This is a genomic window from Bradyrhizobium rifense (assembly GCF_008123425.1).
Lineage (GTDB): Bacteria > Pseudomonadota > Alphaproteobacteria > Rhizobiales > Xanthobacteraceae > Bradyrhizobium > Bradyrhizobium rifense.
The window spans coordinates 31,663-58,534 of record NZ_VSSS01000050.1 but is presented as its reverse complement, the minus strand read 5'-3'; the positions used below and the strand labels follow the sequence as shown (position 1 = coordinate 58,534).

Here is a 26,872-nt window from a genome sequence, read left to right as displayed (position 1 = left end):
TTCGAAGCGTCAGCGCGTTCTCCCGGTTCCCAAGGCCGCGGCGAACATGCGGACGTTCGAGCCGGATTCGTCGACCGTGTCCGACATCATCCCGTCCCCCAATCACGGCGAGCGCAACAAGGGCCGGCAGCCCGACATGATCGTGCTGCACTACACCGGCATGCCCGACGTCGAGGGCGCGCTGGCGCGGCTGTGCACGGCGGGCACCGACGTGTCGGCTCATTATGTCGTGCTCGAAGACGGCCGCATTGTGCAATGCGTCCCCGAAGCGCGGCGCGCCTGGCACGCCGGTGTCTCCACCTGGGCGGGCGAGGACGACATCAATTCCTGTTCGATCGGGATCGAGATCATCAATCGCGGCCACGATTGGGGCTATCCGGAATATCCGCTGCGCCAGATCGCCGCCGTGATCGCGCTGTGCCGCGGCATCATGCTCCGCCGCAAGGTCGCGCCGCAGCGGGTGCTCGGTCATTCCGACGTCGCGCCCGCGCGCAAGAAAGACCCCGGCGAAAAATTTCCCTGGCATTCGCTGGCCAATTCCGGCGTCGGTCACTGGGTGACACCTGCGCCGGTCGTGCGCGGCGAGAGCCTGATGCTCGGCACCATCAGCGACGAGGTGCTGAGCCTGCAGCAGGCGCTTGCGCGCTACGGCTACGGCGTGCCGCTGACCGGCAAATACGACGCATCGACGATGGAAGTCATCACGGCATTCCAGCGCCACTTCCGCCCCGCACGCCTGGACGGTGTTGCCGATCACTCGACGCTGTCGACCTTGCAGGCCCTGCTGGCGAGCCTGCCGGCGGACGGGACGGCCGTCGCGTCGAAGTGACGCCTCGATCAAGAATCCTCCGCTGTTCGCTCGAATGTGATCACGCGATCGTCACTACGATTGCGGACGTCGGGCTATTGTCCGACGATCATGCCCGAGCGGGACGAGCAAAACGATGCAGATCGATCGCAGGCCACTGATAGAGCGACTGGCAGCCTTTCCTCGCCTGGGGCTGGCCGATCTTCCCACACCACTCGAACCGATGAAGCGGCTGACGGCTCATCTCGGCGGGCCGCGGCTGTGGGTCAAACGCGACGACGCCACCGGGCTCGGCTTCGGCGGCAACAAGCTGCGCAAGCTCGACTACGTCCTGCATGATGCCGTCTCAAAAGGCGCCGATACGATCGTCTCGGGCGGCGTCGTGCAATCGAACAGTCAGCGACAGGTCGCGGCGGTTGCTGCAAAGCTTGGGCTCGCCTGTCATCTGGCCGTCTACCACGGCCGGCTCGCACCGCCGACGCCGGAATACGAGACCTCGGGCAACGCCTTTCTCAATCGGCTGTTCGGCGCGCAGCTGCACGACGTGCCCTGGACCGGCGACCGCAATGCCGCCATCCGCACGCTGGTCGACGATCTCCGGGCGTCGGGACGCAAGCCGTATTTCGTGCCTTACGGCGTGTCGAATCCGCTGGGCGCAGTCGCCTATGCCACCACGATTGCCGAAATCGAGCAGCAGGCGGCGCTGTCGGGCTTCAAGCCGGCCGCGATCGTGCATTGCACCGGAAGCGCCGGCACGCAGGCCGGCCTCGTCGTTGGCGCGACGATGGCCATGCCGGACACGAGAATCGTCGGGATCGATATCGATGCGGAGCCCGCGCGGGTGCGCTCCGACGTGGTGGCCCTTGCGCGGCAAGCGGCGGATCTGCTCGGCGCAGGCTTTGACGAGTCCACGGTCGAAGTGGTCGCCGGTCATGCCGGACCAGCCTATGGGGTGCCGCACGAGGCCACGATCGAAGCGATCCGGCTGGCAGGCCAAACGGAGGCGCTTGTGCTCGACCCCGTCTATTCGGGCAAGGGGCTCGCCGGTCTGATTGCGATGATCCGCCAGGGGCGTTGGCGCAACGACGAGGATGTCATCTTCCTGCACACCGGCGGCGCCCCAGCCCTGTTCGCCTATCAGAGCGCGCTCGGCATCTAGTCAAGCTCCCGCACCCGCCGCGCATACAGCCGCCGCAACGGCTCGAGCTGCGTCGCCTCCGTTGCCACACGATAGGCCTCGCGCGCGTCGTCCTTGCGGCCGAGCCGCCGCAACAGATCGGCACGCACCGCCGGCAACATCTCATAGCCGTCCAGCCCGCCGCGCGCGGTGATCGCGTCGACGAGATCGAGCGCGCGCGCCAGACCGTCGACCATCGAGACCGCGGCGGCATGGTTGAGCTCGATCACCGGGGACGGGCTGATGCGCAGCAGCACTTCGTAGAGGCCAGCGATCTGCGGCCAATCGGTCTCCTCGAAGCTCGGTGCGCGGGCATGCAGCGCTGCGATCGCGGCCTGCACCGCATAGGGCTGCGGCCGGCCCGGCACGCGCAGTGCGTCATCGACGAAACGCAGGCCTTCCTCGATCTGCGCGCGATCCCAGAGCGAGCGGTCCTGCTCTTCCAGAAGCACGATGTCGCCGGCCGCGGTTTCGCGCCCGGCGCGGCGCGCGTCATGGAGCAGCATCAGCGCCAGCAGTCCCTTGATCCCCGCGCGGTCGGGCATCAGCCGGTCGAGCAGGCGGCCGAGCCTAATCGCCTCGACCGCAAGGTCAGGCCGCATCAGGTCAGCGCCCGAAGTTGCGACATAGCCTTCGGTGAAGACGAGGTAGATGACGGCGAGCACGCCATCGAGCCGCGGAGCCAAGGCATCGCGCTCAGGCACTTCATAGGGAATGCCGGCAAGCCTGATCTTCTGCTTGGCGCGCACGAGGCGCTGCGCCATCGCATCTTCGCCAATGAGAAAGGCGCGCGCGACCTGCGCGGCGGAGAGGCCGCAGACCGTGCGCAGCGTCAGCGCGACCCGAACCTCGGGCGCGAACGCCGGGTGGCAGCAGGTGAAGATCAGCCGCAGCATGTCGTCGTCGAGCATCGCCGGCGGTTCGGCCGGCGTGTCTGCGTTGAGCTCGATCTCGTGCAGGAGCGCCTGTTGCTTGCCGCGGAAGGCGGCCTGACGACGCACACGGTCGATCGCCTTGTTGCGGCCGACATTGACCAGCCAGGCGCGGGGATTGTCGGGGACCTCGTCCGCCGCCCAGCGCTCAAGCGCGACCGCGAACGCATCCTGCAGCGCATCCTCGGCCAGATCGAAATCGCCGACGAGGCGGATCAGGGTGGCCAGCGCCCGCCCCGCCTCGTCGCGGAAGATCCTGTCGATGTCGGCAGGCGAGATCACTTGTAGATCATGACCGGCCTGACCTCGATCGATCCGCGCTTGGCTTCGGGAATTCGCGACGCGAGCGCGACGGCGTCGTCGAGGTCCTTGGCTTCGACCAGATAGTAGCCGCCGAGCTGCTCGCGCGTTTCCGCAAACGGGCCGTCGGTGGTCATGGTCTTGCCGTCGCGCACGCGCACCGTCGTCGCCGTCGTCGTCGGCTGCAGCCCGTCGCCCGCCTTGAAATGGCCGCTCTGGATGATCGACTGCGTGTAGGCGCCGTATTCTCCCGCCAGCTTCTGACGGTCGGCGGCGTTCATCTCGGTCATGTAGTTTTCGTTCCGGTAGATCAGCAGCAGATATTGCATCGCTTAACTCCTGTTGTTCGGGGGATCACCGACACCAGTCGAACGGGGCCGGCACCAAACGACATCATCGCGAGATTATTTTCGAGATCATTTGTAGATCATGACGGGCCGGACTTCGATTGACCCGTCCCGGGCACCGGGAATCCGCGCAGCGAGCTCGATCGCGGTGTCGAGATCCCTGGCCTCGACGAGATAATAGCCGCCGAGCTGCTCGCGGGTCTCCGCGAAGGGACCATCGGTCGCCAGCGTCTTTCCGTCACGAACGCGCACGGTGGTCGCAGTCTTGGTCGGCTGCAGTCCGTCGCCCGCCTTGAAATGGCCGCTCTGGACGATCGACTGGGTGTAGGCGGAATACTCGGCCAGCAGCTTCTGGTAATCCGCGGGCTCCATCTGGCCCTGTTGCGCTTCGTTCCGGTAGATCAGCAGCAGATACTGCATCGCTCAACTCCTGTTGCTGGCGGGATCGCCGGCACCCAGTCGAACGGGGTCCGCGCCCAACGACACGTTCAGGATAAATTATTTACGCCGCAGTGTGCGCGACGATCTCTGCTTGACGAAACCATCACAAATGCCCATTGCCTAGGCCGTCAGTCGGCCGGACGGCCGCTCCGGCAAGTGCCGAAAGGCCGCCGGGGAGGAAAGTCCGGGCTCCCTTGACATACGGTGCCGGATAACGTCCGGCGGGGGCAACCCCAGGGAAAGTGCCACAGAGAACGAACCGCCCGCCTCCGCAGCGCAAGCTGCGAAGGCAGGTAAGGGTGAAAAGGTGCGGTAAGAGCGCACCGCGGATCCGGCAACGGAGCCGGCATGGTAAACCCCACCGGGAGCAAAACCGAATAGGGACGGCGTAGCGGGCTGTTCGCGCAAGCGATAACGCCGCGGGGCGATGTCAGGCCCGCCGTCCGGGTAGGTTGCTCGAGGCCATGTGCAAACATGGTCCCAGAGGAATGGCCGTCACGTATCGTTCGCGCAAGCGGACGGTGCCTTACAGAACCCGGCTTACAGGCCGGCTGATATTCTAATGCGCTTTCGAGCGAAGTAGAGTTCCGGTTCGCGTGAAGAAAGCGCGTCTTAACTAGGAAGCAACGAGGGGTTCGATGCTAACGCATCGGACCCCTCACCATTTTTGCTAACCGACGATCTCGTCCAACACGCCGATCAACGCCTCCGGCGCGGTCACGTTCGGCGCGTGACTGGCCTCGAGCTCGAAATAGCCCCAGCCCTCTTCGCTCTTGGCCCGCTTCGCGAATTGCCCGAACACATCGCCCGGCGGAATGCGCTTGCAATAGATGTAGCTGCGCGGCATCGCGGATTCGCCTTGGTGAAGCTTCAGCTTCGTCTCAAAACATTTGATCGGCATGTTGATGCGGCGCGCATTGAGCCAGTCGAGATCGGCCTGCGGCGTATCCGGCGGCGGCGGGTTCGGCGGGATGCGGTAGCCATCGCCGGCGGCTGCAGCCTTGCGCATCGGTTCGCGCCCGGCCTCGTTGAGATCGAACAGCGACTGGCCGTCGCGCGGCACGAAGGCGTCGAGATAGATCAATTGCGTCACGCGCTCGCGCGTGCGATCGGCAACGCCGGTCGCGACCATGCCGCCATAGCTGTGGCCGAGCAGCACGATATCGCTGAGATCCTCGAATGTGATGACGTTGAGGATGTCCTGGATATGCGTCTCGAGATCGACCGCGGGACTGGCGAGATGCGATCGCTCGCCGAGCCCGGTGTAGGTCGGTGCGACCAGGCGGTGGCCGGCCTGCGCCATCAACGGATGCATTTTCTTCCAGGCCCATCCGCCGGACCACGCGCCATGACAGAGCAGGAAGGTTTTCGCGCGTGCGGCCATCGGCGTTTCCATCGTTCTTGTTTTGATACGATGGAGTGTAGCGGGCAGCCGTGCGATGTAAACGCCGCCTGGCGTCAAGCCACGCGCGGCGCCTTCACCAGCACGGGCGCAAGCTGACCGGTTTCCCGCCGTAGCTTGCTCGCCTCAAAGCCGTGCATCCCGATCTGCCATTGCAGGCCGACGATGGCGCCCTTGGTCGGTTGCAGCAGCGCGAGCGAAGCAAACAACGTCGCCGGCAACCACACGGACAGTTGCAGCCAGACCGGCGGCGCGTAAACGGTCTCGACCGCGAGGATCGCCGGCACCACGAGATGGCCGACCACGACCATCACCAGATAGGCCGGGAAATCATCGGCGCGCTGGTGAAACAACTCTTCGCCGCAATGATCGCAGCGGTCGGCGACCTTGAGGAAATGGCCGAACATATGCCCTTCACCGCAGTTCGGGCACTTGCCGCGAAAACCGCGCCACATCGCCTTTGCAAGAGAAACTGAACCGGTCGCCATGACGACACCTCTTCCGTTTTGATGATCCATACAATAATATCTTTTATCCATACATTCAAAGGATATGGGCCTAAATTGCATGGACTGGACCCCTACAATCTCGGAGCTGAGCGGGCCGCGCTACCAGCGGATCGTCGAGGCCATGGAGGCCGACATCGCCGCCGGCCGGCTGGTGCGGGGACAGCAATTGCCGACGCAGCGAGCGCTTGCCAAAGCGCTCGGCATCGACCTGACCACGGTGACTCGCGCCTACACCGAGGCGCGGCGCCGCGGCATCATGGAGGCCCGCGTCGGACAGGGATCGTTCGTGTCGGAGACCAGCGCACGCCGCACGGTCGACCTGCCGCATCCGGTGGCGATCGACCTCTCGATGAACGTACCGCCGCATCCGCTCGAGGCGCAGCTCGACGAGCGCATCATCGCCGGCCTCGAAGCCATTCGCGCGCAATCGGGCCTGACCGCATTCCTGAATTACCAGCCACCCGGCGGCAGCGCGCATGAGCGCGAGGTCGCCGCGCGCTGGATGCGTACGCGCGTTCCGCATGCGCATGCCGACAAGCTCGTGATCTTTCCCGGCGCGCAGACGATCCTGTTCAACCTGCTCGCCCATCTTGCGCGGCCCAGAGATGTCGTGCTGACGGAAGCCATCACCTTCCCCGGCATCAAGGCCGCAGCAGCGCAGCTCGGCGTCAAGCTCGTCGGCGTCGCCATGGATGACGGCGGAATTTTGCCCGATGCGCTGGCGAAGGCCTGCCGCACGCACAAGCCGAAGGCCGTCTATCTGATTCCGACGTTGCACAATCCAACCACGGCCACCCTTGCCCCCGAGCGGCGCAGCGCGATCGCAAAAATCGTCCGCGACGCCGATACGATGCTGATCGAGGACGACGCCTACGGGCTGCTCGATCGCTCGGCCTCGCCGATCGCCAACCTCATCCCGGAGCGGACTTATCTTGCGACGACGCTGTCGAAATGCATCGCTCCGGCGCTGCGCGTCGCTTATCTGCTCGCGCCCGACAGCGGCGCGCAGCTTCAGATGCGCGGCCATCTCCAGGCGACCGTGCAGATGCCGGCACCGCTGATGGTCGCGCTGGTGACGCACTGGCTCGAGACCGGCGTCGCCGACCGCATCATCACCGCGATCCGCAACGAGGCCGTCGGACGCCAGCAATTGGCGCAGCGCGCATTGAAGGGTTTTCAGTTCCAGGCGAAGCCGACCGCGCATCATCTGTGGCTGCACCTGCCGGAGGGGCGACCGGACGTCGCCGCGCATCTGCTGCGCAACGGGCTCGCGATCGTTGCCGACGACGCCTTCACCGTCGATGGAACCTCGCCGCATGCGGCGCGCGTTTCACTCGGCGCGGCGCGCAACAGATCGGAATTGACCGAGGCACTGCGCATCCTCGTCGGCGCGCTGCACAAGCCCGCCGACACGAGGCAGATCGTCTAACGAATTACGCTTGCGCGCGGTTTTGAAATTGACCACCCGCGCCGCATCTGTGCTATGCGCCATGAGGCGATCACGGCTCGGGCATCGCCGGCAACGGCAGGGATTCATTGGTGGAAACGCTCACTTACGCGCTGCTCCTGTTCGGCGCGCTGGCCGGCGGCTTCGTCTCGGGGCTGGCAGGATTCGGCACGGCGCTGATGGCGCTCGGCATCTGGCTCTACGTGCTGCCGCCCTCGCTCGCGGTGCCCCTGGTGCTGATCTGCTCGGTGATCGCGCAGACCTCGACGCTGCCCTCGATGTGGAAGAGCTTCGACCTGTCGCTGGTGTGGCCGTTCCTGATCGGCGGATTGATCGGCGTACCGCTCGGGACCATGCTGGTCGCCTCCGCCGATCCAAAAGTGTTCAAGCTCAGTGTCGGCGTGCTGCTGCTGATCTTCTCGACCGCGCTGTACCTGAACAAGAAGCCGCTCGCCATCACCTTCGGCGGCCGCATCGCCGACGGTGCGATCGGATTTGCCGGCGGTATTCTGGGCGGCCTCGCCGGGCTGTCCGGGCCGCTGCCGATCCTGTGGGCCAACATCCGCGGCTGGAACAAGCACGAGCGGCGCGGCATCTTCCAGCTCTTCAATTTCACGGTGCTCGCCGCCGCGCTGGTGTTGCAGACGGCCTCAGGCCTGGTCGCGTTCAAGGTGGTCTGGCTCGCGATGGTCGCATTCCCGGGCACGCTGATCGGCGCCTGGGCCGGCGCGCGCGTCTATCACGCACTGAGCGACAAGCATTTCGGCGATGTCGTGCTCGGCCTGCTGTTCCTGTCAGGTGCCACCCTGGTCTGGAACAGCATCGGCTCGCTCTAGCTACCTGCAGCCCGGCAAACGAGCCGGTGCTGCAGGGATGAAACATGCTGTCGTTACGCGGGCTCGCGTGCGAGCGGCACGACGGGCTCGGGGCTCGCCGGTCCTGCAACTTTCCCCTTCGGAGGCACCAGCCGCTTCCTGAACTCGCGGCGCAGCAACCACAGGCTCTGGACCGCCTGCAGCGTTGTCGCCGCGTTCGACAGATACCAGACGTACTCGATCCGAAAGCCCGGCCGCGTCGAGAGCCAGATCGCCGGCAAGGAGTAGGTGAGCACGCGCGTCGCCGAGCTCCACAATACCGGCTTGGTGTTGCCGAGGCCCTGGAACATGCTGGAGCAGGTGAAGATCAATCCCTGCGCCACCATGTTCAGCGAGATCATCTTCAGAAACAGCAACGCGACGCTCATCGTCTCCGGATCATTCGAGAAGCCGGCGAGCAGCAATCCGGGCTTGAGCTGCGCAAGGATCGTCAGCGCGATCATCACGACGGTCGCGATCAACGCCGCCTTGACGAAGGTCTCCCGCACTCGCTCGTAATTGCCCGCACCGAAATTCTGGCCGACAATGGGCCCTGCCGCCAGGGAGACGGCAAGGGCCGGCATCTGGATCAGGCCCACGACGCGCGTCCCGATGCCGAAGCCCGCCTGCGCCGCGGGACCAAGATCGCGCAGCACGTAATAGATCGCCGCCATGAAGATGAAGATCATCACGAACTCACCGCCCGCAGGCACGCCGACATTGAGGATCCTTCTCCATTGCCGGAGTTGCGGACGCCATTGCGCCGGATGGAACGCGACATAGCGCTTCAGCCTGCGAAAATAGTAGAACAGCATCAGCGCGCCGATGAAAACGGCGATCGTGCTCGCCAGGCCCGCCCCGGCGACACCGAGCGCATATCCGGTGCCCCAGCCCGTGATCAGGACCGGCGCCAGCGCAATATTGATGATGACCGCAAGCGCCTGCACCAGCATGCTCGGCCGCACGATGCCGGTAGCCCGCAGCGCCGCCGCCATCACCTGCGTGACGAATTGCAGCGCCAGCGCCGGCATGAACCAGAGAAAATAGGTGGTGCCGGCATTGATGGTGGCCTCATCGGCGGCAATCGTGCGCATATAAGGGCGCGCCAGCGCAAAGCCGCCGAGCAGCGTCAACAGCCCGAACAGCACCGACAGCACGACCGCCTGGTTGAACACGAGATTGGCGTCGTCGCGATCCTTGCGGCCCACGGCGTGCGAGACCAGCGCCACCGTGCCGACACCGAGCATCTGCATCAGTGCGTTGACGAGGAAGCCGGCGTTGCCGGCCGCAGCGACGCCGGCCACGGCCGCATCGCCGAGCCCGGACACGAAGTACAGGTCGACCAGCTGGCAGATCATGATCGTGATCATGCCGACCACGATCGGTGGCGCCATGCTCAGGATGTGGCTCACGATGGAGCCGCGCGTCAGGTCCTTCATCTCATCCCACCTTCGGCGACGTGACGGCGGGGCTCTCGCCCTGCCGCCACGCGCCTCATTCCGCTGCTGCGATATGCCCGAGCTCCACCACCTGGCGCTCGAACAGGCTGCGATAGATTCCGCCAGGCTTGCCCGCGAGCATGGCATGCGTGCCCTGCTCGACGATCTCGCCGCGGTCGAACACCAGGATGCGATCGAGGCTGCGCACCGTCGACAGCCGGTGCGCGATCACGATCGAGGTGCGGCCTTTCATCAGCCGCTCCATCGCCTGCTGGATCAGTGCCTCCGATTCCGAATCGAGGCTCGAGGTCGCCTCGTCCAGGATCAGCACCGGCGCATCGGCCAGGAAGGCGCGCGCCAGCGCCACGCGCTGCCGTTCGCCGCCCGACAGTTTCACGCCGCGCTCGCCGACCAAGGTGCCGTAGCCCTTCGGCAGGCGCAGGATGAAGTCGTGCGCATTCGCCAGCCGCGCCGCCTGCTCGATCGCCTCGAGGCTGGCGCCGGGCCGCCCATAGGCGATGTTCTCGGCGAGTGAGCGGTGAAACAGGATCGGGTCCTGCTGCACGATCGCGATCTGGCTGCGCAGCGATTGCTGCGTGGCCAGGGCGATGTCCTGCCCGTCGATCAGCACGCGGCCACCGGTGACGTCGTAGAGCCGCTGCACCAGCTTGACGAACGTCGTCTTGCCGGAGCCGGAGCGACCGACGAGGCCGACACGCTCGCCGGCACGGATCCTGACCGACAAGCCGTCATACAGCGGCGCGCGATGGCCGCCATAATGGAACGTGACGTCGTCGAACACGATCTCGCCGCCTTCGATCGCGATCGGCCGCGCGTCCGCGGCATCGGCGATTCCGATCGGCTCGTCATGGATCGCCACCAGCTCCTCCATGTCGTTGACCGAGCGCTGGAGGTTGTTGATGTGCATGCCGACGTCACGCAGATAGGCGTGGATGACGTAGTAGCTCGTCAGCACGTAGGTGACGTCGCCGGGCGAGGCATGCCCGTACAGCCACAGCAGCACCGCGCCGCCGATCACGGACCCCCGCAGGCATAGCAGCAGCGAGAGCTGCGCCATGGCGGTGTAGTTGTAGCGGAACCAGGTCCGCCGCACCCGCACGCGCCAGCGCTTGATGACGCGGGCCAGCCGCGCATCCTCACGCGCTTCCGCGCCGAACGATTTCACCACCGCATTGCATGTCAGCGCATCCGCCAGCGTGCCGCCGACCTTGGTGTCCCAGGCGTTGGAGACACGCGCAGCCGGCGCGATATAGCGCGTCGAGAACAGCACCGTCATCGTGACATAGGCAGCCGCGCCGAACGCGATCACTGCGCCGAGCGAAGCCCAGTGCACGCCGAGCAGGATCATCGATCCGATCAGCACGGCCAGCGACGGCAGCAGCGCCAGCAGGATGGTGTCGTTCAACAGATCGAGCGCCCACATGCCGCGCGTGATCTTGCGCACGGTCGAGCCCGCGAAGGAGTTGGCGTGCCAGTCGGTCGAGAAGCGCTGCACGCGCAGGAATGCGTCCTGCGCCACGTCCGACATGATCTTCAGCGTGAACGGCACGATCACTTGCAGGCCCGTCAGGCGCAGCACCATCGAGGCCGCGCCCAGCACCACGATGCCGCCCAACGCCACCAGTGCGGCGTGGCGGGCGGCAGGATCGGACGGGCCACGCGTCAACGCGTCGACCAGGTGTCCTGAAAACACCGGCATGAACAGGTCGGCGACGGTTGCCCCCAACAGACCGGCGGCAATGGCGAGCGTGCGCCCCGGCTGATTCAGCCAGTGCCGGAACACAAAGGGCAGGACCACACGAATAGCCGCGGGCTTTTTTGACAGAGCGGTCATGGCGTCATCCGGCCGCTTTGCTGCGGGCCGGCTCCATCGATGGACGCAGGCCAGCCGCGAGGGCCGAGACGGCGTCACTTAAAACTGAATTTGACTTGGGAAGCGGAGCGATCGGGGAAAAAAGCCCAATCGAAGCTGGCGGAAGCGGCCTCTAACAGGCCGAGAACGTACCGAGCCAGACCATCATCGAGCGCGGAAATGCGATCTGCGAATGCGACGAAATCATGCAAATCTCTCCCCGGTTCGATTGAATGAGGTGCGCTTTATAGATGTGTGATTCGCGATTTGCAACGGGCCCCGCGCGAGTTCACGCACGAGTGTTGCATTTTGGTGCGCCGGACGCCTGGTCAAGCCGGGCGATGACACCGAATGTGTGACCGCTAATGCGCGTCGCCGCCGGAGCCGAACGGCGAAGCCGGCTTGTTCAACAGCGTGACCAGGAGGCTGAGGCTCAGATAGAACAAGGTCAGAATGAAGAACGCGTCGCCAAAGCTCATCACCACGGCCTGGCGGTGCACGATCTGGCTGAGCTGCTTCATCGCCATCAGCGTCGAGTCGCCGAGCCCCTGGAACTTCTGCTGGAGCATGGTCAGGGTTTCGGTCGCGGTGGCGTTGCCCCAATGCACACGCTCCTGAAGGCGGCTGATGTGCAGGTCGGCGCGATCATTGAGCACGGTGTTGATGACGGCGAGCCCGACTGCACCGCCGAGATTGCGCATCAGGTTGAACAGGCCGCTCGCATTCTTCACCTTGTCAGGCGGCAGCGTGCCGAGCGCGATGTTGTTGGTCGGCACCATCGCGAACATCATGCCGATGCCGCGCAGGATCTGCGGGATCAGGAGCTCGTAGAAATCAAAGTCGCGCGTGATCCAGGTCATCTGGTAGGAGCCGATCGCGAACACGATCAGGCCGAACGCGATCATGTAGCGCATGTCGAGGCTCGCCATCAGCCGCCCGACCAGCGGCGCGACCAGGAACATGGTGATGCCCGAGACGAACATGGTCTCGCCGATCATCAGCGCGCTGTAGCCACGCACCTCGGCGAGATAGCGCGGATAGATGTAGGTCAGGCCGTAGAGGCCGATGCCGATGCAGAATTGCAGCGTCGAGCCGACCGCGAAATTGCGGTTGGTGAAGGTGCGCAAATCGACGATCGGCTCGGCCGCGGTGAAGACGCGCACGAAGAAGGCAATCGCCGAGGCGGCGCAGATCCAGGCGCAGATCGCCACCGTGGTGTCCTGCAGCCATTCATATTGCGGACCTTCTTCCAGCACATATTCCAGCGTGCCGAGGAAGCCGGCCATGAAGATCAGGCCCCACCAGTCGAAACGGTCGAGCAGCTCGAAATGCGGCTCGTCGAAATCGACCAGCGCCCACACGCCGAGGGTGATGGCGATGCCAGGCACGACGTTGATAAAGAACAGCCAGTTCCACGACATCAGATCGGTGATGTAGCCGCCGACCGTCGGCCCGATCGTGGGAGCCAGCGTCGCAACAAGCCCGATGATGGGACCGACGATGTGGAATTTCGAACGCGGGAACACGGTGTAGGCCGAGGCGAACACCGTCGGGATCATGCCGGCGCCGAGAAAGCCCTGGAGCGCGCGCCAGAGGATCATCTCCTCGATGGTCGTGGCGAAGCCGCAGAGCAGGCTCGAAATCGTAAAGCCGGCGGCCGAGATCGCAAACAGCAGCCGCGTGCCGAAGGCGCGCGACAAAAATCCCGAGAGCGGGATCGCGATCACTTCGGCGATCAGATAGGCGGTCTGGACCCAGGAGACCTCGCTGGAGCTTGCCGACAGGCCGGCCTGGATTTCGCTTAAGGAAGCCGAGACGATCTGGATGTCCAGGATCGACATGAACATCCCGAACACCATGATGATGAAGGCGATCAGCCGCTTCGGCGCGATGCGCTCAGAATCGGCGGCCGCCATCATGGCAGGTGAAGCAGTCGTCGCGTTCGCCATGGTCTGACCTCGCAGCGCTGGGTCGCGCTTACTGCGGATGGATCATGGTGGGATCGTCGAGATCGATCTCGCTGTCGGCGTCGGCGGCACCCTTGTTGGTGTCGACCGTCGCGTAGACCGACATGCCGGCGCGGAGCAGGTTCTGCCTGGCAACCGCCTTCGGCACGCGAATGCGGACCGGCACGCGCTGCACGATCTTGGTGAAGTTGCCGGTGGCGTTGTCAGGCGGCAGCAGCGTGAACACTGAGCCGGAGCCGGCCGCGATGCTGTCGACGACGCCGGAGAACTTGCGCATGCCGTAGGCATCGACCTTGATCATCACCGGTTGGCCGGGACGGATGCGCTTGAGCTGCGTTTCCTTGAAATTGGCGTCGATATAGACGTCGTCGAGCGGCACGACATTGCCGAGGCGCTGGCCGACGGCAACGAAGTCGCCGGCGCTGACGAGGCGGTTGGAGAAGATGCCGTCGATCGGCGCGCGCACCGCCGTGAAGGCGAGGTCGCGCTCGGCCTTCGCGAGCGTGGTCTTGAGCTCGGCGAGCTGCGCCTGGGCTTCGGCCTGCTGTGCCTTGGCGACATCGACATTGCTCACGGCAACGTCGTAGGCGGCCTGCGCGGCCTTGACCGCGGCGGCGCCCTGGTCGCGCCCGGCTTCCGCGGTTTCGAACGTGGCGCGCGAGGCAAAGCCCTTGGTGCTCAGCGCCTGCTGGCGCTCATAGTCGAGATCGGCGCGCTTGAGGCCGGCCTCGGCAGAGACGAGCTGCGCCTTCGCCTGCGCGACCTGGCTGTCGAGCGCCGCGATCTGGCGGCCGATGCGGTCGATGGTGGCCTGCTGGGTCGCGATCCGGGTCGCGGCAGCATCGACGGCGATCTTGTAGTCGCCATCGTCGATGCGCAGCACGGTGTCGCCGGCATGCACCAGCGTGTTGTCGCCGGCCAGGATCGAGGAGATATGGCCAGCCACGCGCGCGCCCAGCATGGTGTTGTTGGCGCGGACGTAAGCGTCGTCGGTGGACACGTAGAAGCGGCCGACCAGCGTGTAGTAGCCGGTATAGCTTGCCGCCGCGAGCGCCAGCACGAGGCCGATACCCATCATCACGAATTTGCGCTTGCCCGACTTCGGCGCGGCGGCGGGTGCGGTCGGGGCCGGCTGGTCGGTCACAGGCTTCTCCGGCGCCTCATTGGTGCGGCGCTTGGTTTCTTCGGCCACATGAGACCGTAGCTGTTCGGCGAGGACTGCAGGTGTCCCGGTCGCAGCCTCACCGTCCGCCGTCGTCGTCTCCACCGCTTCCTGGCGAAGGACGCGCGCAGCCTGGTCTCTCGATGTGGCCATAAAGGCCTCCCCAATAAAACGCGACCCGGGGCAGCCGTCTCACGGCCGCTGTCCCGCTCGCCCATCCCAAATATCATTGACCGAACGGTTCGGTCAATATACTTGTATTCTCGGGCCGGACCCTACTGGCCCGAATCCTTTATTTACGTTTCATGGTCCAAGCCCCGGTCCAAAACTTTCCGAGACCCTAAACCAATGGTTGTAGCTGACCGCGAACATCTGCACGTCCTCCAAGAGGAGGACAGCTCCAAGCGCCGCCAGATCCTGGACGGCGCCCGTAAGGTATTCATGGATCTGGGTTTTGACGGGGCCAGCATGGGCGAGATCGCGCGCGCGGCCGGCGTCTCCAAGGGCACGCTCTACGTCTACTTCGCCGACAAGAGCGCGCTGTTCGAAGCCATCCTCGAGGAGGAAGCGCTCCAGTACGGTCAGGTCGTGTTCAATTTCGATCCGGCGCGCGACGTCGAGACCACGCTGAACGATTTTGGGCAGGCCTACATTCGCCTGCTCTGCCGGCCCGGCGGCGGATCGGCGATCCGCACCGTGATGGCGATCGCCGAGCGCATGCCCGATGTCGGCTGCCGCTATTATCTGCGCGTGCTGGACAAGACCATCAACCGGCTATCCGACTATCTCAAAGCCCATGTTGGACCCGGCGATCTCGCGATCGACGATTGCGACCTGGCCGCCTCGCAGTTCATGGAGCTGAGCAAGGCCTCACTCTTCCTGCCTTTCGTCTTTCAGGCCGCGCCGCCGCCGTCGGAACAGCGCATGACGGAAGTGGTCGACAGCGCAACGCGGATGTTCCTGGCCGCGTACAAGGCGAAGTAACGGCGGCGGGCCACGCGTTGCGCGTGCGGTTCGTGTCGCATTATATTAAGCGCCATGTCCCGTGATCTTCGCCCGCCGGTCGATATCCTCCATTACGAGATCGTTCAGGAACAGGCCTCCGCGCTTGGACGGATGGGCCGCGCGCTCGAACAGGCGCTGGCGCAATTGCGCGAATTCGACGCCACGCATGCGCTCCCGGAGATACCGCCCGCGCTGCAGCCGGCCCGGCGCAAGCTGGTGATGGCCGCCGGCCAGGCGCTCTGGATGTTGGTGGTGCAACGCGAGGCGACCGGCTTGCGCGACAGCCGCCACATCATGCGGACCTACAACGTCCCCAGCGAGGTGCAGCTGTGCATGGGCATGGCCCCGGCGCCGTCGAAGCCGTCTTCGAGATGATTTTCTAGCTTAGCAGCGCTACGCCCCGCCTCTTCCATCTTGAGATAGCGGACGATGTCGGCAGGCATTTCGGGTCGTGTCCGACTAATCGTCCGAGAACTCGTCTTCCTCGTTGACCTTCTCGTGCTTGCTCTTGTGCATGCCGAGCGAACCGGTCACGGAGGGATCGCGCGCGTTCGCGTAAGGCGTGCGCCGCTGCGCGCGCGCGGCGACTTCTTCGCCGGAGACTGCGGCCGGCTGGCAGATCAGGCGGCGGCTGGCTCGGCGCATCAGGTCGACGTGAATGTGATCGTAGTGATAGACGTTCGAGCCCGGCGCGAGCACGGTGGTGAAATGCGCGCACGCGCCCGACTGGACGTCGCGCAAGAACCCCTGCTCTTCCGGCATCCCGTGCCAGCCGTCCTTCACACTGATGCGGCGGCCGTCGGCGAGCACGAAGGCGGCGACATCGAGCGCGTTGCCGAAGGCATGCTCGGAGATATGGGCGCTCGGGTTACCGTTCATGCCGCGGCAGGAATAAGCGGAGATCTGCTTGATCTCGACCACGCGGGCGCCGAACCAGCGCATCGCCGAAGGCTGCACGCTGTCGGCGAACCAGCGGTCGAGTTCAGACACAATTGGACAGGCGAGCGTCGCCGTCGGCTTCACCGCGACCGGACCGACAGCGGTGACGGGATCGCCCTGCGCGGGCCCCAGCCGTGGCGGCGGCTGTTGCGCAGGCGCCTGCGAATAAGGTGACGGACCGGGCTGCCTCGCCGGATAGCTCGGCGCATTCATGTAGCGCGCGGCGCCCGCGGCATCGGTGCCCTCGGGCGGCAGGTCGATCTCGTCTTCCTGCGGCGCCACGCCGGGCGCGCTGAGCGACACCGGGCCGGAGGACGCGCCATAGCCGGAAGGCTGGCGCACCGCGCTCTCGGGATAGTTCGGCCGCTGCGGATAGCCGGGCGCCGGATAATTCGATTGCGGCTGGGTCACCGGCCAGCGCGGCTGGTTGCCGACGCTACCGGGCGGGCGCAGCTCTTCATCGGCGAAACCGTAGCTGCTCGTGCCCTCGCCGATGGCGGCGACCTTCAGCGGAAACTCGGCGCCGCACATGCCGGGGCCCGAGATCGGCTCGATCCGGACGATGTCAGGGCTCTCTTTCACGGCGCCCGATTTCAGGCACGCCGCTTCTGCCTCGGCCCGCCACGGTTCACGTTCGGCCTGGAACAAGCCGCGTCCGCAACCCGCGAGCGAAACGAGGACGATGGAGCCGACGAGATACAAACGAACTCCGCGCGTCATGCGCGCACGTTCGGTGAATTTACTTAAAGACTCTTCAACGTGTTGATTTCAGCTTTCCTTTACCACGACGCGTCCACGCGGCCGCAGACGAACGACAGTGAGGCTTACTTTTTAAAACGGTGAGTTTCTGTTAACCATAACGCTCGCGCGCAAAGCGGCGCGCAGAGGGAGCGATCCCAGGCGGGATCTCAGGGAGCAACGTCATGACGTTCGTCGGGAGACTGAGCGTTGTCACCGCGTATCTTGCCATGGCCTTTGTCGGCGCCATCGTGCTCGGCATGATCTAGCAGCGTCCACCGACCGCATCACGGGCCGCCCGGCTGAGCCAGATTGTCTGGCCGCCGGGTGCTGTGCGTTGCTCAGAAATTCGAGCAATCCGATCCGGTGATGCCGCCGATCTTGAAATCGCGGCATATCATGCCGGGATTATCAGGATCGGGATAGCGATCGTCCTTCTCGCGCACGGTGTGGCCGAAGCGCCAGCCGCGTGCGCGCATGCAACGCTTGTACTCTGCCGATGTCGCCGTGCCGTTCTGCGGCGCGCCGAGCTGCGCATCGCAGAACGAGCTGTCGACATTGAGCGCGTCGTCGCCGCGCTTCTGCTTCAGCACATTGGTCCAGATGTCGGTGTCGGCGTGAGCCGAGATCGCGCTGCCGATCAGCAGCGCAGCGATGAGGCCAAGAGGTTTGCCAAAACGTTGACCGGGGCGTTTCATATGCAATCTCCTTGCATGCGTCGTCAGCCATCGGTCGCGTCGAAGCGAACTGCAGGTTCGGTGCAGGACGATTACAAATTGGACGGGCGAGATGCGTTGCCTATGACCGCGCGCCCCACTGGCGCGATGTCGTGATCAGCTGCTCCGGCCGCGCCTCGACCCGCGTCCAGTCATTGCCGGAGCACCAGAAGCGGCTGAGCGCGCAGGCTTCGACGTGGAGCGTGCCGGAGCTCTTCAGCGTCATCGTCGCATAATAGGTGTTGCCGCTGGAACGGCTGTAGATGTTACCGGTCCAGACGTCGTGCGCTTTCGGCTTCATGTTGACCAGCACGCTCTCGCCGCGGGTCGACGCCTCGGTCAGCGCGTAACCGCACAGCGCGGGACCGCAGCGTTCGATGCGGACCGTGCCCTTGGCGCCGTCGCTCTCCCATTTGCCGAGCGGCATATAGGCCGTCTCGTCGTCACTGCGCTGTGCGACGCTTGCAGTCTGCGTGATCTCGGGCCGCGGGGCGACGACCGGCTCCATGCGCGGCGGATCTGTGGGCGATAGCTCGACCCGTGGCGGGTTGGGGCTCAGAGCTTCGACCCTTGGTGTCTGCAGCTTTGGCGCCGGCGGCAACACGATTGGCTGCGAATTCGCCGCGGCAAGGACGGGGACTGTCGGCGCCGGCGGCGGCGCGACCACGCTCGCTTGTGGCGGGCGAATCGGGGCGGCGGGAGTGACCGGCTGCAGCGCCTGGACCACCGGCGCTGGTGGCGGAGCTGGTGCCGTGGCGACGTCCTCGGTCGGTCGCAGGCTACGATCGGTAGAGATCGAAACGCACGACGTCGATCGGCAGTTGCGCGGCGCATCGACATGGAACCGATGGCCGCTGATCGTAAAGGCGTAGGAACCGGCCTGCGCCGCGGGCGCGATCACCGTCAGAGCGATCAACGTCCCAGGCAAAATCGCAAGCCGTTTCATCGACGTCTCCCTCTCGATCGCGAGGATGTTACGCAGATGAAGGGCCGTCGAATGTGCGCTGGCTCACCCTGGCAGCCGTTGTGAGGTCCATCACAGAAGGGCGGGGGCATCGAGCATAGGGTCGAACCACACCCGGTCCACGACCGACTTCAGTCCATATCGGGACCCACGCCATTTCGGAGGTTGTCATGAACAAGCTCACCATCGCCGCCACCGCCCTCTTCCTCGCATCGACCGCCGCAGCCCATGCCGGCAATTCGGTCTCGTTCCAGATCGAAGGCCAGCGCATCCGCATCGAGACGCCGCGTAACTGCGCCTCGCTCGATTGCGTGACCATCGTGGCGCCGGGCCTGTCGGACAAGCCGATCAAGCTGAACAACATCAACCTCAACGGCCTTGGCGGCTCCAAGGACGATGACGACACCACGCCGGCGACGACGGCAAAGCCCGCGCCGGCTCCGCTGCAGCAGCAGCCCGTGCAGCAGGCGCCCATGCAGGCTACCGCGCCGGTTGCTCCCCCCGCCCCGGCCACGACCGTCGCCGCGGCGCCGTCTGTCGACACGACGACGCAGGCTGCGCCGGTTGCAGCCCCTGCTCCGGTTGCCGCTCCCGCGCCGGTCGCCGCTACTCCTGCTTATGCGCCGGCTCCGGCACCTGCTCCCGTCGCGCCCGTGCAGGCCGCGAACACGCCGGTCGGCGTGTGGGCGACCGAAGAGAACAAGGGCAACGTCCGCGTCGAACAGTGCGGCACCAACCTCTGCGGCTATGCCGAGAAGAGCAATGAGCGCATCCTGATCAACATGAAGCCCGACGGCGCCAAGTGGAGCGGCCGCATCCACGATCCCGACTCCGGCAAGAACTACGACTCGACGATCGCGATGAAGGGCCCGAACGCAATGCGCGTGCAGGGCTGCGCCTTCGGCGGCATGTTCTGCGGCGGCCAGACCTGGAAGCGGGTCAGCTGATATCGACGCCGCTGCCAAGCATTTTTGTTCCCATCATGACGCCACGTCCCTGACACCGGGACGTGGCGTTTGAATATTGGCGTTTGAACGTTCGCCCGTCCCGTGCGACAGACGTTCATCCGCCATTCAGCCAGCTCCGGCTGATATCGGCCGATCTCGCCTCGTGTTCTCACCGGGACCTCATTCGTGGCTTTGATGGTGGCTTGGCGCCGCGTCGTGTTTGCTTTGCCGCTGCTGGCGCTGCCGCTGGCCGGCGCGGACAGCGCGTGCGCGTCCGATGCAATCGAGCTGGCCCAGGCACAAGCGCAGCCGCAGGCACAACCGACGCCCGCCCCCTCCCCCGCGCCATCGGCCTCGCCTGCGCCCGCCGCGGATGCGCAGCCCGCCGCCGTGGAGCCGATCGGCAACGTCGCGACCGTGACGGGGATCGCGACCGTGATCCGCGACAAGAATTCCTATCCGCTGAAGGTGCGCGACGACATCTATCTCAACGACGTCGTGCAGACCTCCTCGAACTCGTCGCTCGGCATCACCTTCAACGACGCCACCACGTTCAACCTCTCCGCCAGCTCCAAGATCACCATCGACAATTACGTCTATGAGGACGGCGGCAAGCAGAACTCGGCGATCTTCGACATCGGCAAGGGCACGGTCGCCTTCGTCGCGGCGGCGGTGGCGAAAACCGGCGACATGAAGATCGCAACGCCGACCGCAACGCTCGGCATTCGCGGCACCACCGGCGTCGTCGACGTGCCCGAGAACGCGACCGCGAACACTGCGAACAACGTCAACATCAAGCTCTATCCTGACGCCGACGGCCGGGTCGGCCATATCGACGTCAACGACCGCGCCAGCGGCACGCGGCTCGGCGCGCTGACCCAAGCCTCGAGCGGCTTTGCGATCCGGCCAGGTGCGGCCGGCCCGGGCGGCATGCGCTTTGCCGCAGTGCCGATCACAATTCCAGCGCAGCAGATTGCGCGCGACCGCGGCTTCGTCAGCCAGGTGCATGCGGCGCAGACCACCGGCCGCCAGATCGTCACCGAGCAGCGCGACTTCCGCCGCGCCAATCCGGCCGCGGTCAGCCGCATTCCGCGACCGGCGCAGCCGCCGCAACAACAGCAATTGCGTCCGAACACGGCGCCGAACCAGCAGCCGCAGCGGCCGAACGGCCAGCCGGGTCAGAACAACCGTCCGGGTCAGCAGCAGCCGGCTGCGCCGAACCGCCAGGGTACGCCAGGCACGCAGACGCCGCAGCGGCAAGGACAAGGCGGCGCCGTGCAGCCGGGCACACCGCGCGCGGGCCAGGGTCAGCAGCAACCTGGCCAGCCGCAAGGCACGGGCCAGCCGCGCACCGGACAAGGCACGCAGCCCGGCGGCGCGCCGCAGACGCAGCCCCAGCGCAGCGGACAATCTCCGCAAGCACCCGGCGCGGTCGCGCCTCAGCCGGGCACGACGCCACAACCGCAAACGCCGCGCACCGGATTGCAGCCCGGCACACAGCCGGCCGCCCAGCCGCAACAAGGCGCCGCACCACGCCAGCCCGGCCTGCAGCAGCGCCTGCCCGCCGCACAACGCCCCGCCGTGCCGCGCCGGCCTGCGCCGGCTCCGAAGGAAAAGAAGAAGCGGTAGCGCCGAAGCACGCGGTGCGCTCCCTCGCCCCGTTCTTACGGGGAGAGGGTTGGGGTGAGGGGCTGCTTCCGCGAGTTCGATTTGAATTGCGGATCGAGGATCCAACTCCACGGTCGTGATGCGAGTCGGATGGACTTCCCTCTTGGCAACGGAGTGCCATGCCCCTCACCCGGATCGCTTACGCGATCCGACCTCTCCCCGCAAAAGGGCGGGGAGAGGTGAACAGAGAAACCTCACGCCTCGCCGCGCAGCCAGGCTCGCACCTTTTGCAGCAGGCCGTGCCGCAGCTCGTCGACGGAGGCAGCTTCCGCGGGCGTGAGCGTCTCCAAAGCGGCGTCGACGTCGTCGGCCGCGAGCATTGGCGCCGGCTCCGGCGCTGGAGGCGATGCGAGGCCGGCGGCGGCGATCGCGATCGGGCCGACCTGGGTCAGGAACGCACGCTCATATTCGCGCGACAGGCGTGCGAGCGCGTCGTCCAGCGTCAGCCAGTCGATGGCCTTGATGTCGTTCATCAACTTGCGGACTTGGACGCCCTCGGCCTCCATCCGCCAGAAATGCACGATCTTGATGGGGCCGCCGGACTGGTAGGCGATCGTGCCCAGAAACTCGTGCACGACTACGTCGTGGCCGGTCTCTTCCAGCACTTCGCGGTGCGCGGCTTCCTTCGGCGTCTCGCCGTCGTCGAGCTTGCCCTTGGGCAGCACCCATTCATTGCGCTTGCGCTGACGCACGATGGCAATCAGCGGCGTGTCGCCACGCCGCAGCACGATACCACCCGCCGCCATCACCGGCGCCCGCGCCATCACAAAATCCGTATCGAGCGAATTGTCCCGGCGACGATATAGGCGGCCGAGACGGCGGATTGAAGGCTATTTTTTCCTCAGCAGCGCCTGACCTGCGCGGATGCGCGTCCCTTCGGCAATGCCATCGCAGAACGAAAAATCGCCCGGCGCCAGGATGATGATGGTCGAGCCATGTTCGAACCAGCCGAGCTCCTCGCCCTTGGTCACGTTGACGTCGCAGGGGAAATTGACCGGCCCCTTGGTCTGCGCGTTCAGCACCATGTCGAGGAAGTGCAACCGGATGCTGGCAACCAGGATCGCTGCAACCGGTACCAGCGTCACGGCCTCGCCGGTCGACAAATGCGTGCGGATCACCGCGCGCTCGTTCTTGCAGAAGAGACGCTCGACCCGCTTCAGCGCGATCGGGTTGACGTTCCAGACGTCGCCATGGATCAGCGTGACGCGCTCGATATGCGCATCGAACGGTGCGTGGAAGCGGTGATACATGCTCGAGGTCAGCCGCAGCGTAACGAAGCTTCCGTTGCGGTGCTGCTCGACCAGCGCAGGGTCGCCAAGCAGGTCGAGCAGCGAATAGGGCGCGCCCTTGACCTGGAACAGCTCGGTATCGGCAATCCGGCCATGGGCGCCAACGATGCCGTCCGAGGGACTGGCGACCACCGACGGATCCGGATCAAACGGCCGCAGGCCCGGCTTGAGCTCCCGGGTGAAGCAGTCGTGCAGACTCCTGAAATGGTCTTTCTTCGCCTCCGACAGATCGAGGTCAGAGAACAGCTTCCACAGCGCGATGGAGGCGTCCCGCACCAGCGGATTCTCGATCTTGGAGAACCAGCCCATGAAGCGGGTCAGTGCCGCGCGGGGGATGCGGTTGGTCAACAGGAAGTTGAGGTCTTCCTGCTGGGTGAAAGAGGCGATGAGGGCTTTGACTGTCATGAATCTGTCAGCTCGCAGTATTAGCGCTTGTTGTCATGGAAACGACACTCCCGATTCTCTCATTTTCCGTGGCCGCCGCAGCGTCCGCTGCCGCCGCCTTCCCGAAGCTCAAGGCGCGGCTCGAACTGTCCCGCGCCAAGCATCGCTCGCTCGCCGGGCACTCCAAGATGTCGCGCCGGGTGGCAAAGCTGCTCCCGTTCTACGAGTTCGAGGGCGACAAGTATTTCGGCTGCGACGGCGCGCCGGCGAACGTGGTGATGCAGCGCAAGGAGGCCTTCTTCCGCCTCGCGCGAATCTACGCCGATCGCTACCCCAAGGGTCGCGCGATGACGAAGGAGGCGGCGGAGACGATCTCCGACCTCAACTTCACCGAAACCTACCGCGTGCCGTTCCAGTTCTCGCGCCTCGTTCGCGAGCATCTCGGCACCTCGACCTTCATGGAATCCTCGAGCGGCGTCACCGTCACGGATGTCGACGGCAACACCTCCTACGACCTCACCGGATCCTACGGCGTCAACATCTTCGGCAACGACTTCTACAAAGAGTGCATCGAGGGCTCCGAGAAGCGGGCGCACGCGCTCGGCCCGGTGCTCGGCCCCTACCATCCCGTCATCCTCGAGAACGTGCAGCGGCTCTGCCAGATCTCGGGCCTCGACGAGGTCTCGTTCCACATGTCCGGCACTGAAGCGGTGATGCAGGCGGTGCGGCTCGCGCGCTACCACACCAAGCGCACGCACCTCGTTCGCTTCGCCGGCGCCTATCACGGCTGGTGGGGCGACGTGCAGCCGGGTGTCGGCAATCCGATCGCCGCGCACGAGACCTACACCCTCTCCGAGATGTCGGAGAAGACGCTGCATGTCTTGCGCACGCGCAAGGACATCGCCTGCGTGCTGGTCAATCCGCTGCAGGGCCTGCACCCGAACGGCAACGCGCCCGGCGATTCCTCGCTCGTCGATTCGTCGCGCGGCGGCAATTTCGACCGCGCCGCCTACACCGAATGGCTGCACAAGCTGCGCGAGGTCTGCACCGAGCGCGGCATCGTGCTGATCTTCGACGAGGTCTTCGTCGGCTTCCGTCTCGCCGCCGGTGGCGCCCAGGAATATTTTGGCGTCAAGGCCGACATGGTGACCTACGGCAAGAGCCTCGCCGGCGGCCTGCCGGTCGGCGTGGTCTGCGGCAAGAAGGATCTGATGCGCCGCTTCCGCGACGATCGTCCCGCCGACATCTGCTTCGCCCGCGGCACCTTCAACTCGCATCCCTACGTCATGACGGCGATGGACGAATTCCTGAGCCGGCTCGCCAGCCCGAACTTCCGCGCCATCTATGATGGACTGGATGCGACCTGGAACGGCCGCGTCCAAAAACTCAACAAGATGATGACGGATGCCAAGCTGCCGGTGCAGTTCGCCAACTTCTCGTCGATCTGGACGGTGAAATACACCACCCCATCCCGCTACAACTGGATGCTGCAATATTACCTGCGTGCCGAAGGCCTGTCGCTGAGCTGGATCGGCACAGGACGGCTGATCTTCAGCCTGAACTACACCGACGCCGACTTCAGCGAAGTCGCCGACCGCTTCGTCCGCGCCGCCGAGAAGATGAAGGCCGATGGCTTCTGGTGGCACGACGGTGTGCTCACCAACAAGAACATCAAGCGGCAGATTTTGAAAGAGATGCTGGCCAAGCGTCTTGGACGCTGAGGCTACACCGCGCGCGCTCGCTCCGCCTCTCCCGCTTGCGGGAGAGGCCGACGCGCTCGCAGAGCGCGGCGGGTGAGGGTTCTCGCCACACAGGGACATCCTCAGCAATCCTCGACAATCCCGACGCGGAGACACCCCCACACCAGCCCTCCCCCGCAAGCGGGAGAGGGAGCCCACTGCCGAGGCCGCTGCATTGTGTGCATCATATGCGATTGCCCTACCGCGCGCCGGGAGAGGCGAAGAAACCCCCAAGACGTGAATGCCCGGGACAAGCCCGGGCATGACGTAGCCAATCGACATCGGAGTATTTTGTGAGAACAGCGCGCTCAGGCGTGCTGCTCTTCGAGCGTGGGCTCGGAGATGAGGCCCAGCGTGTGCTCGGGGTTGAGGTGCAGGCCGGGATCCATCAGCTCGCCGCGCATCAAGGCGAGCGGAGCGCTGCGATAGAGCATCAGATCGTGGAAGGGATCGGTCAGGATTTTGGTCATCCAGACCAGGCCAGTCTCGACGTCGCGGATGAAGAACAGGTGCACGGTGCGGAACAGGAGACCGCCGCCGCCGATCACGAGCCAGATCTTGGCAACCTGACGCATGAAGTCGGTCGCGGAAGCCCAGGGCGTGAACAGGCCGAATAGCGTCGGATCGACGAACAGCACCAGCGGTGACAGCGCCCAGATCGCCATCAGCACGACCTTGCGCTGAAGGTTGTAGCCGACCTTGATGTCTTCCTTGTACTCGTGCGTCGCCTGGTTGATGTGGTCGTAATCGTGCGGCTCGAAGAAGAAGTGACCGGCCTGGCGCGAGGTCATCGAGACCAGCCAGCCGACCAGCGCCGAGATCATCGGATCGACGAACAGCCAGACATAGGCAAAGAGGAAGCTCAGCGCGCTGACGAAGTGCAGGCTCTGATTGATGCGGCTGTGGTGATAGTAGCGATGGTCGTCCCAGCGCTGGATCCGCAGCTGCTTGAGATAATTCTTGATCATGCTATGCCCCAAAATGCTTTCGGGTAAGGGATTTACAGGGATTCGATGTACGCCGTGTGACATCATCATTTTGTCATGGGACGATGTGCAGCGACGCGATGACGCACGCGAACGCGTGAGCGGCGGATCGAACCGCCGCTCTCTCGCAGCCTTGCTCAGGCTGCCTTGGCGACGTCGACCTTGCGGAAGCGCACCAGCGAGAAATGACCCAGCGGCGGAATCAGGCGACGCTCGGCGAGTTCGATTCCCTTGGCGCCGGCGAGCCATTTGGCGTAGCGCGACCAGGCGAACTCGGCGGTGCGGAAGCCGAGCGGACGCACCACCGGCTGGAGCTTCTGCTCGATGAAGCGGCGCATGCCGGTGTCGGCGCTGACGCGGGTGAGGATGATCAGCTCGCCGCCCGGACGCAGCACGCGGGCGAATTCGTCGAGCGCCGTCTCCGGATTCGGCACCGCGGTAACGACATATTGCGCCATCACGACGTCGAAGGAATTGTCGGGGAATTCGAGCTTCTCGGCGTCCATCACTGCGAGGCCCTCGACGTTCTTGAGGTTACCTTCGCTGACGCGGCGGCGCGCCTTGTCGAGCATCGCTTCCGAAATGTCGGTGCCGAAGATGCGGAGGTTCGGGGCATAGAGCGGCAGCGAGATGCCGGTGCCGACGCCGACCTCGAGCACGCGCCCGCCGATCTTGTTGGTAGCTGCGATCGCGGCCTGACGGCCCTTGGCGAACACGCCTCCGAACACGAGATCGTAGACCGGCGCCCAGCGATCATAGGCCTGCTCGACCGTACCGCGGGTGAGGTCGAGCTGCTGGGTGCCGTCAAGGTTCATGATCTTAGCCATCGATGAGGTTCT

25 protein-coding genes and 1 other RNA gene are annotated in these 26,872 nt (G+C 65.2%); 10 read left to right on the top strand and 16 right to left on the bottom strand.

Annotated elements, in window-relative coordinates:
* Window positions 1-46: 46 nt before the first annotated feature.
* Window positions 47-829 carry an N-acetylmuramoyl-L-alanine amidase gene (locus tag FXB40_RS30115; protein WP_148775742.1) on the top strand — a complete coding sequence of 261 codons (783 nt, stop codon included), beginning with the start codon at window positions 47-49 and terminating at the stop codon, window positions 827-829.
* 115 nt (window positions 830-944) lie between these two features.
* Window positions 945-1,967, top strand: a complete 1,023-nt coding sequence (locus tag FXB40_RS30110) for a D-cysteine desulfhydrase family protein (protein ID WP_148775741.1) — start codon at window positions 945-947, stop codon at window positions 1,965-1,967.
* Here FXB40_RS30110 and FXB40_RS30105 read toward each other — a convergent pair.
* The 3 genes from FXB40_RS30105 to FXB40_RS30095 all read right to left on the bottom strand — a co-directional run bounded on the left by FXB40_RS30105 (window position 1,964) and on the right by FXB40_RS30095 (window position 3,984).
* Complete coding sequence (locus FXB40_RS30105; protein WP_187437254.1) at window positions 1,964-3,196, bottom strand: RNA polymerase sigma factor; 1,233 nt, start codon at window positions 3,194-3,196, stop codon at window positions 1,964-1,966. The two genes, FXB40_RS30110 and FXB40_RS30105, sit on opposite strands and share 4 nt — an antisense overlap.
* On the bottom strand, window positions 3,196-3,546 hold the full coding sequence (locus tag FXB40_RS30100) for a YciI family protein (RefSeq protein ID WP_148775739.1): 351 nt from the start codon (window positions 3,544-3,546) through the stop codon (window positions 3,196-3,198). The genes FXB40_RS30105 and FXB40_RS30100 overlap by 1 nt, the downstream gene beginning before the upstream one ends.
* An 87-nt stretch (window positions 3,547-3,633) precedes the next feature.
* A complete protein-coding gene (locus tag FXB40_RS30095) occupies window positions 3,634-3,984 on the bottom strand; it encodes a YciI family protein (protein ID WP_148775738.1) in 351 nt (116 codons plus the stop codon).
* A gap of 149 nt (window positions 3,985-4,133) precedes the next feature.
* Between FXB40_RS30095 and rnpB the strand changes: the two genes are divergently transcribed.
* Window positions 4,134-4,564: RNase P RNA component class A (gene rnpB / locus FXB40_RS30090), an RNA gene on the top strand.
* 111 nt (window positions 4,565-4,675) lie between these two features.
* Here the strand turns inward: rnpB and FXB40_RS30085 are convergent.
* Both FXB40_RS30085 and FXB40_RS30080 read right to left on the bottom strand, forming a co-directional pair.
* Window positions 4,676-5,389, bottom strand: a complete 714-nt coding sequence (locus FXB40_RS30085) for an alpha/beta fold hydrolase (protein WP_187437241.1) — start codon at window positions 5,387-5,389, stop codon at window positions 4,676-4,678.
* Between the two features lie 74 nt (window positions 5,390-5,463).
* Entirely contained in the window at window positions 5,464-5,925 is a 462-nt protein-coding gene (locus FXB40_RS30080; RefSeq protein WP_187437240.1) for a DUF983 domain-containing protein, read from the bottom strand.
* A gap of 49 nt (window positions 5,926-5,974) precedes the next feature.
* Between FXB40_RS30080 and FXB40_RS30075 the strand changes: the two genes are divergently transcribed.
* Both FXB40_RS30075 and FXB40_RS30070 read left to right on the top strand, forming a co-directional pair.
* Window positions 5,975-7,345, top strand: coding sequence for an aminotransferase-like domain-containing protein (locus FXB40_RS30075; RefSeq protein ID WP_187437239.1), 1,371 nt, complete (start codon window positions 5,975-5,977; stop codon window positions 7,343-7,345).
* A 110-nt stretch (window positions 7,346-7,455) separates the two neighbouring features.
* Window positions 7,456-8,199: a sulfite exporter TauE/SafE family protein gene (locus FXB40_RS30070; protein WP_148775734.1), complete on the top strand. Its 744-nt coding sequence runs from the start codon at window positions 7,456-7,458 to the stop codon at window positions 8,197-8,199.
* A gap of 53 nt (window positions 8,200-8,252) precedes the next feature.
* Here FXB40_RS30070 and FXB40_RS30065 read toward each other — a convergent pair whose 3' ends face one another.
* The 4 genes from FXB40_RS30065 to FXB40_RS30050 form a co-directional block, all read right to left on the bottom strand.
* The gene (locus FXB40_RS30065; RefSeq protein WP_148775733.1) at window positions 8,253-9,656 is read right to left on the bottom strand and encodes an MATE family efflux transporter; all 1,404 of its coding nucleotides are present in this window, start codon (window positions 9,654-9,656) and stop codon (window positions 8,253-8,255) included.
* Between the two features lie 55 nt (window positions 9,657-9,711).
* Window positions 9,712-11,511, bottom strand: a complete 1,800-nt coding sequence (locus FXB40_RS30060; protein ID WP_148775732.1) for an ABC transporter ATP-binding protein — start codon at window positions 11,509-11,511, stop codon at window positions 9,712-9,714.
* A 380-nt stretch (window positions 11,512-11,891) separates the two neighbouring features.
* Window positions 11,892-13,478, bottom strand: coding sequence for a DHA2 family efflux MFS transporter permease subunit (locus FXB40_RS30055; RefSeq protein ID WP_148775731.1), 1,587 nt, complete (start codon window positions 13,476-13,478; stop codon window positions 11,892-11,894).
* 28 nt (window positions 13,479-13,506) lie between these two features.
* Entirely contained in the window at window positions 13,507-14,811 is a 1,305-nt protein-coding gene (locus FXB40_RS30050) for an HlyD family secretion protein (protein WP_148775730.1), read from the bottom strand.
* Window positions 14,812-15,006: 195 nt separating this feature from the next.
* Here FXB40_RS30050 and FXB40_RS30045 point away from each other — a divergent pair, with 195 nt between their 5' ends.
* Together FXB40_RS30045 and FXB40_RS30040 are read left to right on the top strand one after the other, a co-directional pair.
* Window positions 15,007-15,642, top strand: coding sequence for a TetR/AcrR family transcriptional regulator (locus tag FXB40_RS30045; RefSeq protein ID WP_148775729.1), 636 nt, complete (start codon window positions 15,007-15,009; stop codon window positions 15,640-15,642).
* 54 nt (window positions 15,643-15,696) lie between these two features.
* Window positions 15,697-16,038: a DUF6665 family protein gene (locus tag FXB40_RS30040; RefSeq protein ID WP_148775728.1), complete on the top strand. Its 342-nt coding sequence runs from the start codon at window positions 15,697-15,699 to the stop codon at window positions 16,036-16,038.
* An 84-nt stretch (window positions 16,039-16,122) separates the two neighbouring features.
* Here FXB40_RS30040 and FXB40_RS30035 read toward each other — a convergent pair whose 3' ends face one another.
* The 3 genes from FXB40_RS30035 to FXB40_RS30025 all read right to left on the bottom strand — a co-directional run bounded on the left by FXB40_RS30035 (window position 16,123) and on the right by FXB40_RS30025 (window position 19,002).
* A complete protein-coding gene (locus FXB40_RS30035) occupies window positions 16,123-17,322 on the bottom strand; it encodes an extensin-like domain-containing protein (protein WP_148775727.1) in 1,200 nt (399 codons plus the stop codon).
* 359 nt (window positions 17,323-17,681) lie between these two features.
* Entirely contained in the window at window positions 17,682-18,038 is a 357-nt protein-coding gene (locus tag FXB40_RS30030) for a hypothetical protein (protein WP_148775726.1), read from the bottom strand.
* A gap of 100 nt (window positions 18,039-18,138) precedes the next feature.
* Complete coding sequence (locus FXB40_RS30025) at window positions 18,139-19,002, bottom strand: DUF2147 domain-containing protein (protein ID WP_148775725.1); 864 nt, start codon at window positions 19,000-19,002, stop codon at window positions 18,139-18,141.
* Between the two features lie 188 nt (window positions 19,003-19,190).
* Between FXB40_RS30025 and FXB40_RS30020 the strand changes: the two genes are divergently transcribed.
* Complete coding sequence (locus FXB40_RS30020) at window positions 19,191-19,967, top strand: DUF2147 domain-containing protein (RefSeq protein WP_148775724.1); 777 nt, start codon at window positions 19,191-19,193, stop codon at window positions 19,965-19,967.
* A 195-nt stretch (window positions 19,968-20,162) separates the two neighbouring features.
* Window positions 20,163-21,596, top strand: a complete 1,434-nt coding sequence (locus tag FXB40_RS30015) for a FecR family protein (protein WP_187437253.1) — start codon at window positions 20,163-20,165, stop codon at window positions 21,594-21,596.
* 233 nt (window positions 21,597-21,829) lie between these two features.
* On the opposite strand, the gene FXB40_RS30010 is transcribed toward FXB40_RS30015, so the two are convergent.
* Together FXB40_RS30010 and asd are read right to left on the bottom strand one after the other, a co-directional pair.
* Window positions 21,830-22,399, bottom strand: coding sequence for an NUDIX hydrolase (locus FXB40_RS30010; protein WP_148775722.1), 570 nt, complete (start codon window positions 22,397-22,399; stop codon window positions 21,830-21,832).
* Between the two features lie 66 nt (window positions 22,400-22,465).
* Window positions 22,466-23,329 carry an archaetidylserine decarboxylase gene (gene asd / locus FXB40_RS30005; RefSeq protein WP_148775721.1) on the bottom strand — a complete coding sequence of 288 codons (864 nt, stop codon included), beginning with the start codon at window positions 23,327-23,329 and terminating at the stop codon, window positions 22,466-22,468.
* A gap of 35 nt (window positions 23,330-23,364) precedes the next feature.
* Between asd and FXB40_RS30000 the strand changes: the two genes are divergently transcribed.
* Window positions 23,365-25,029: an aminotransferase class III-fold pyridoxal phosphate-dependent enzyme gene (locus FXB40_RS30000; RefSeq protein WP_148775720.1), complete on the top strand. Its 1,665-nt coding sequence runs from the start codon at window positions 23,365-23,367 to the stop codon at window positions 25,027-25,029.
* 326 nt (window positions 25,030-25,355) lie between these two features.
* On the opposite strand, the gene FXB40_RS29995 is transcribed toward FXB40_RS30000, so the two are convergent.
* Entirely contained in the window at window positions 25,356-26,015 is a 660-nt protein-coding gene (locus FXB40_RS29995; protein WP_148775719.1) for a hypothetical protein, read from the bottom strand.
* Window positions 26,016-26,170: 155 nt separating this feature from the next.
* Entirely contained in the window at window positions 26,171-26,860 is a 690-nt protein-coding gene (locus FXB40_RS29990; protein WP_148775718.1) for a class I SAM-dependent methyltransferase, read from the bottom strand.
* Window positions 26,861-26,872 lie beyond the last annotated feature (12 nt).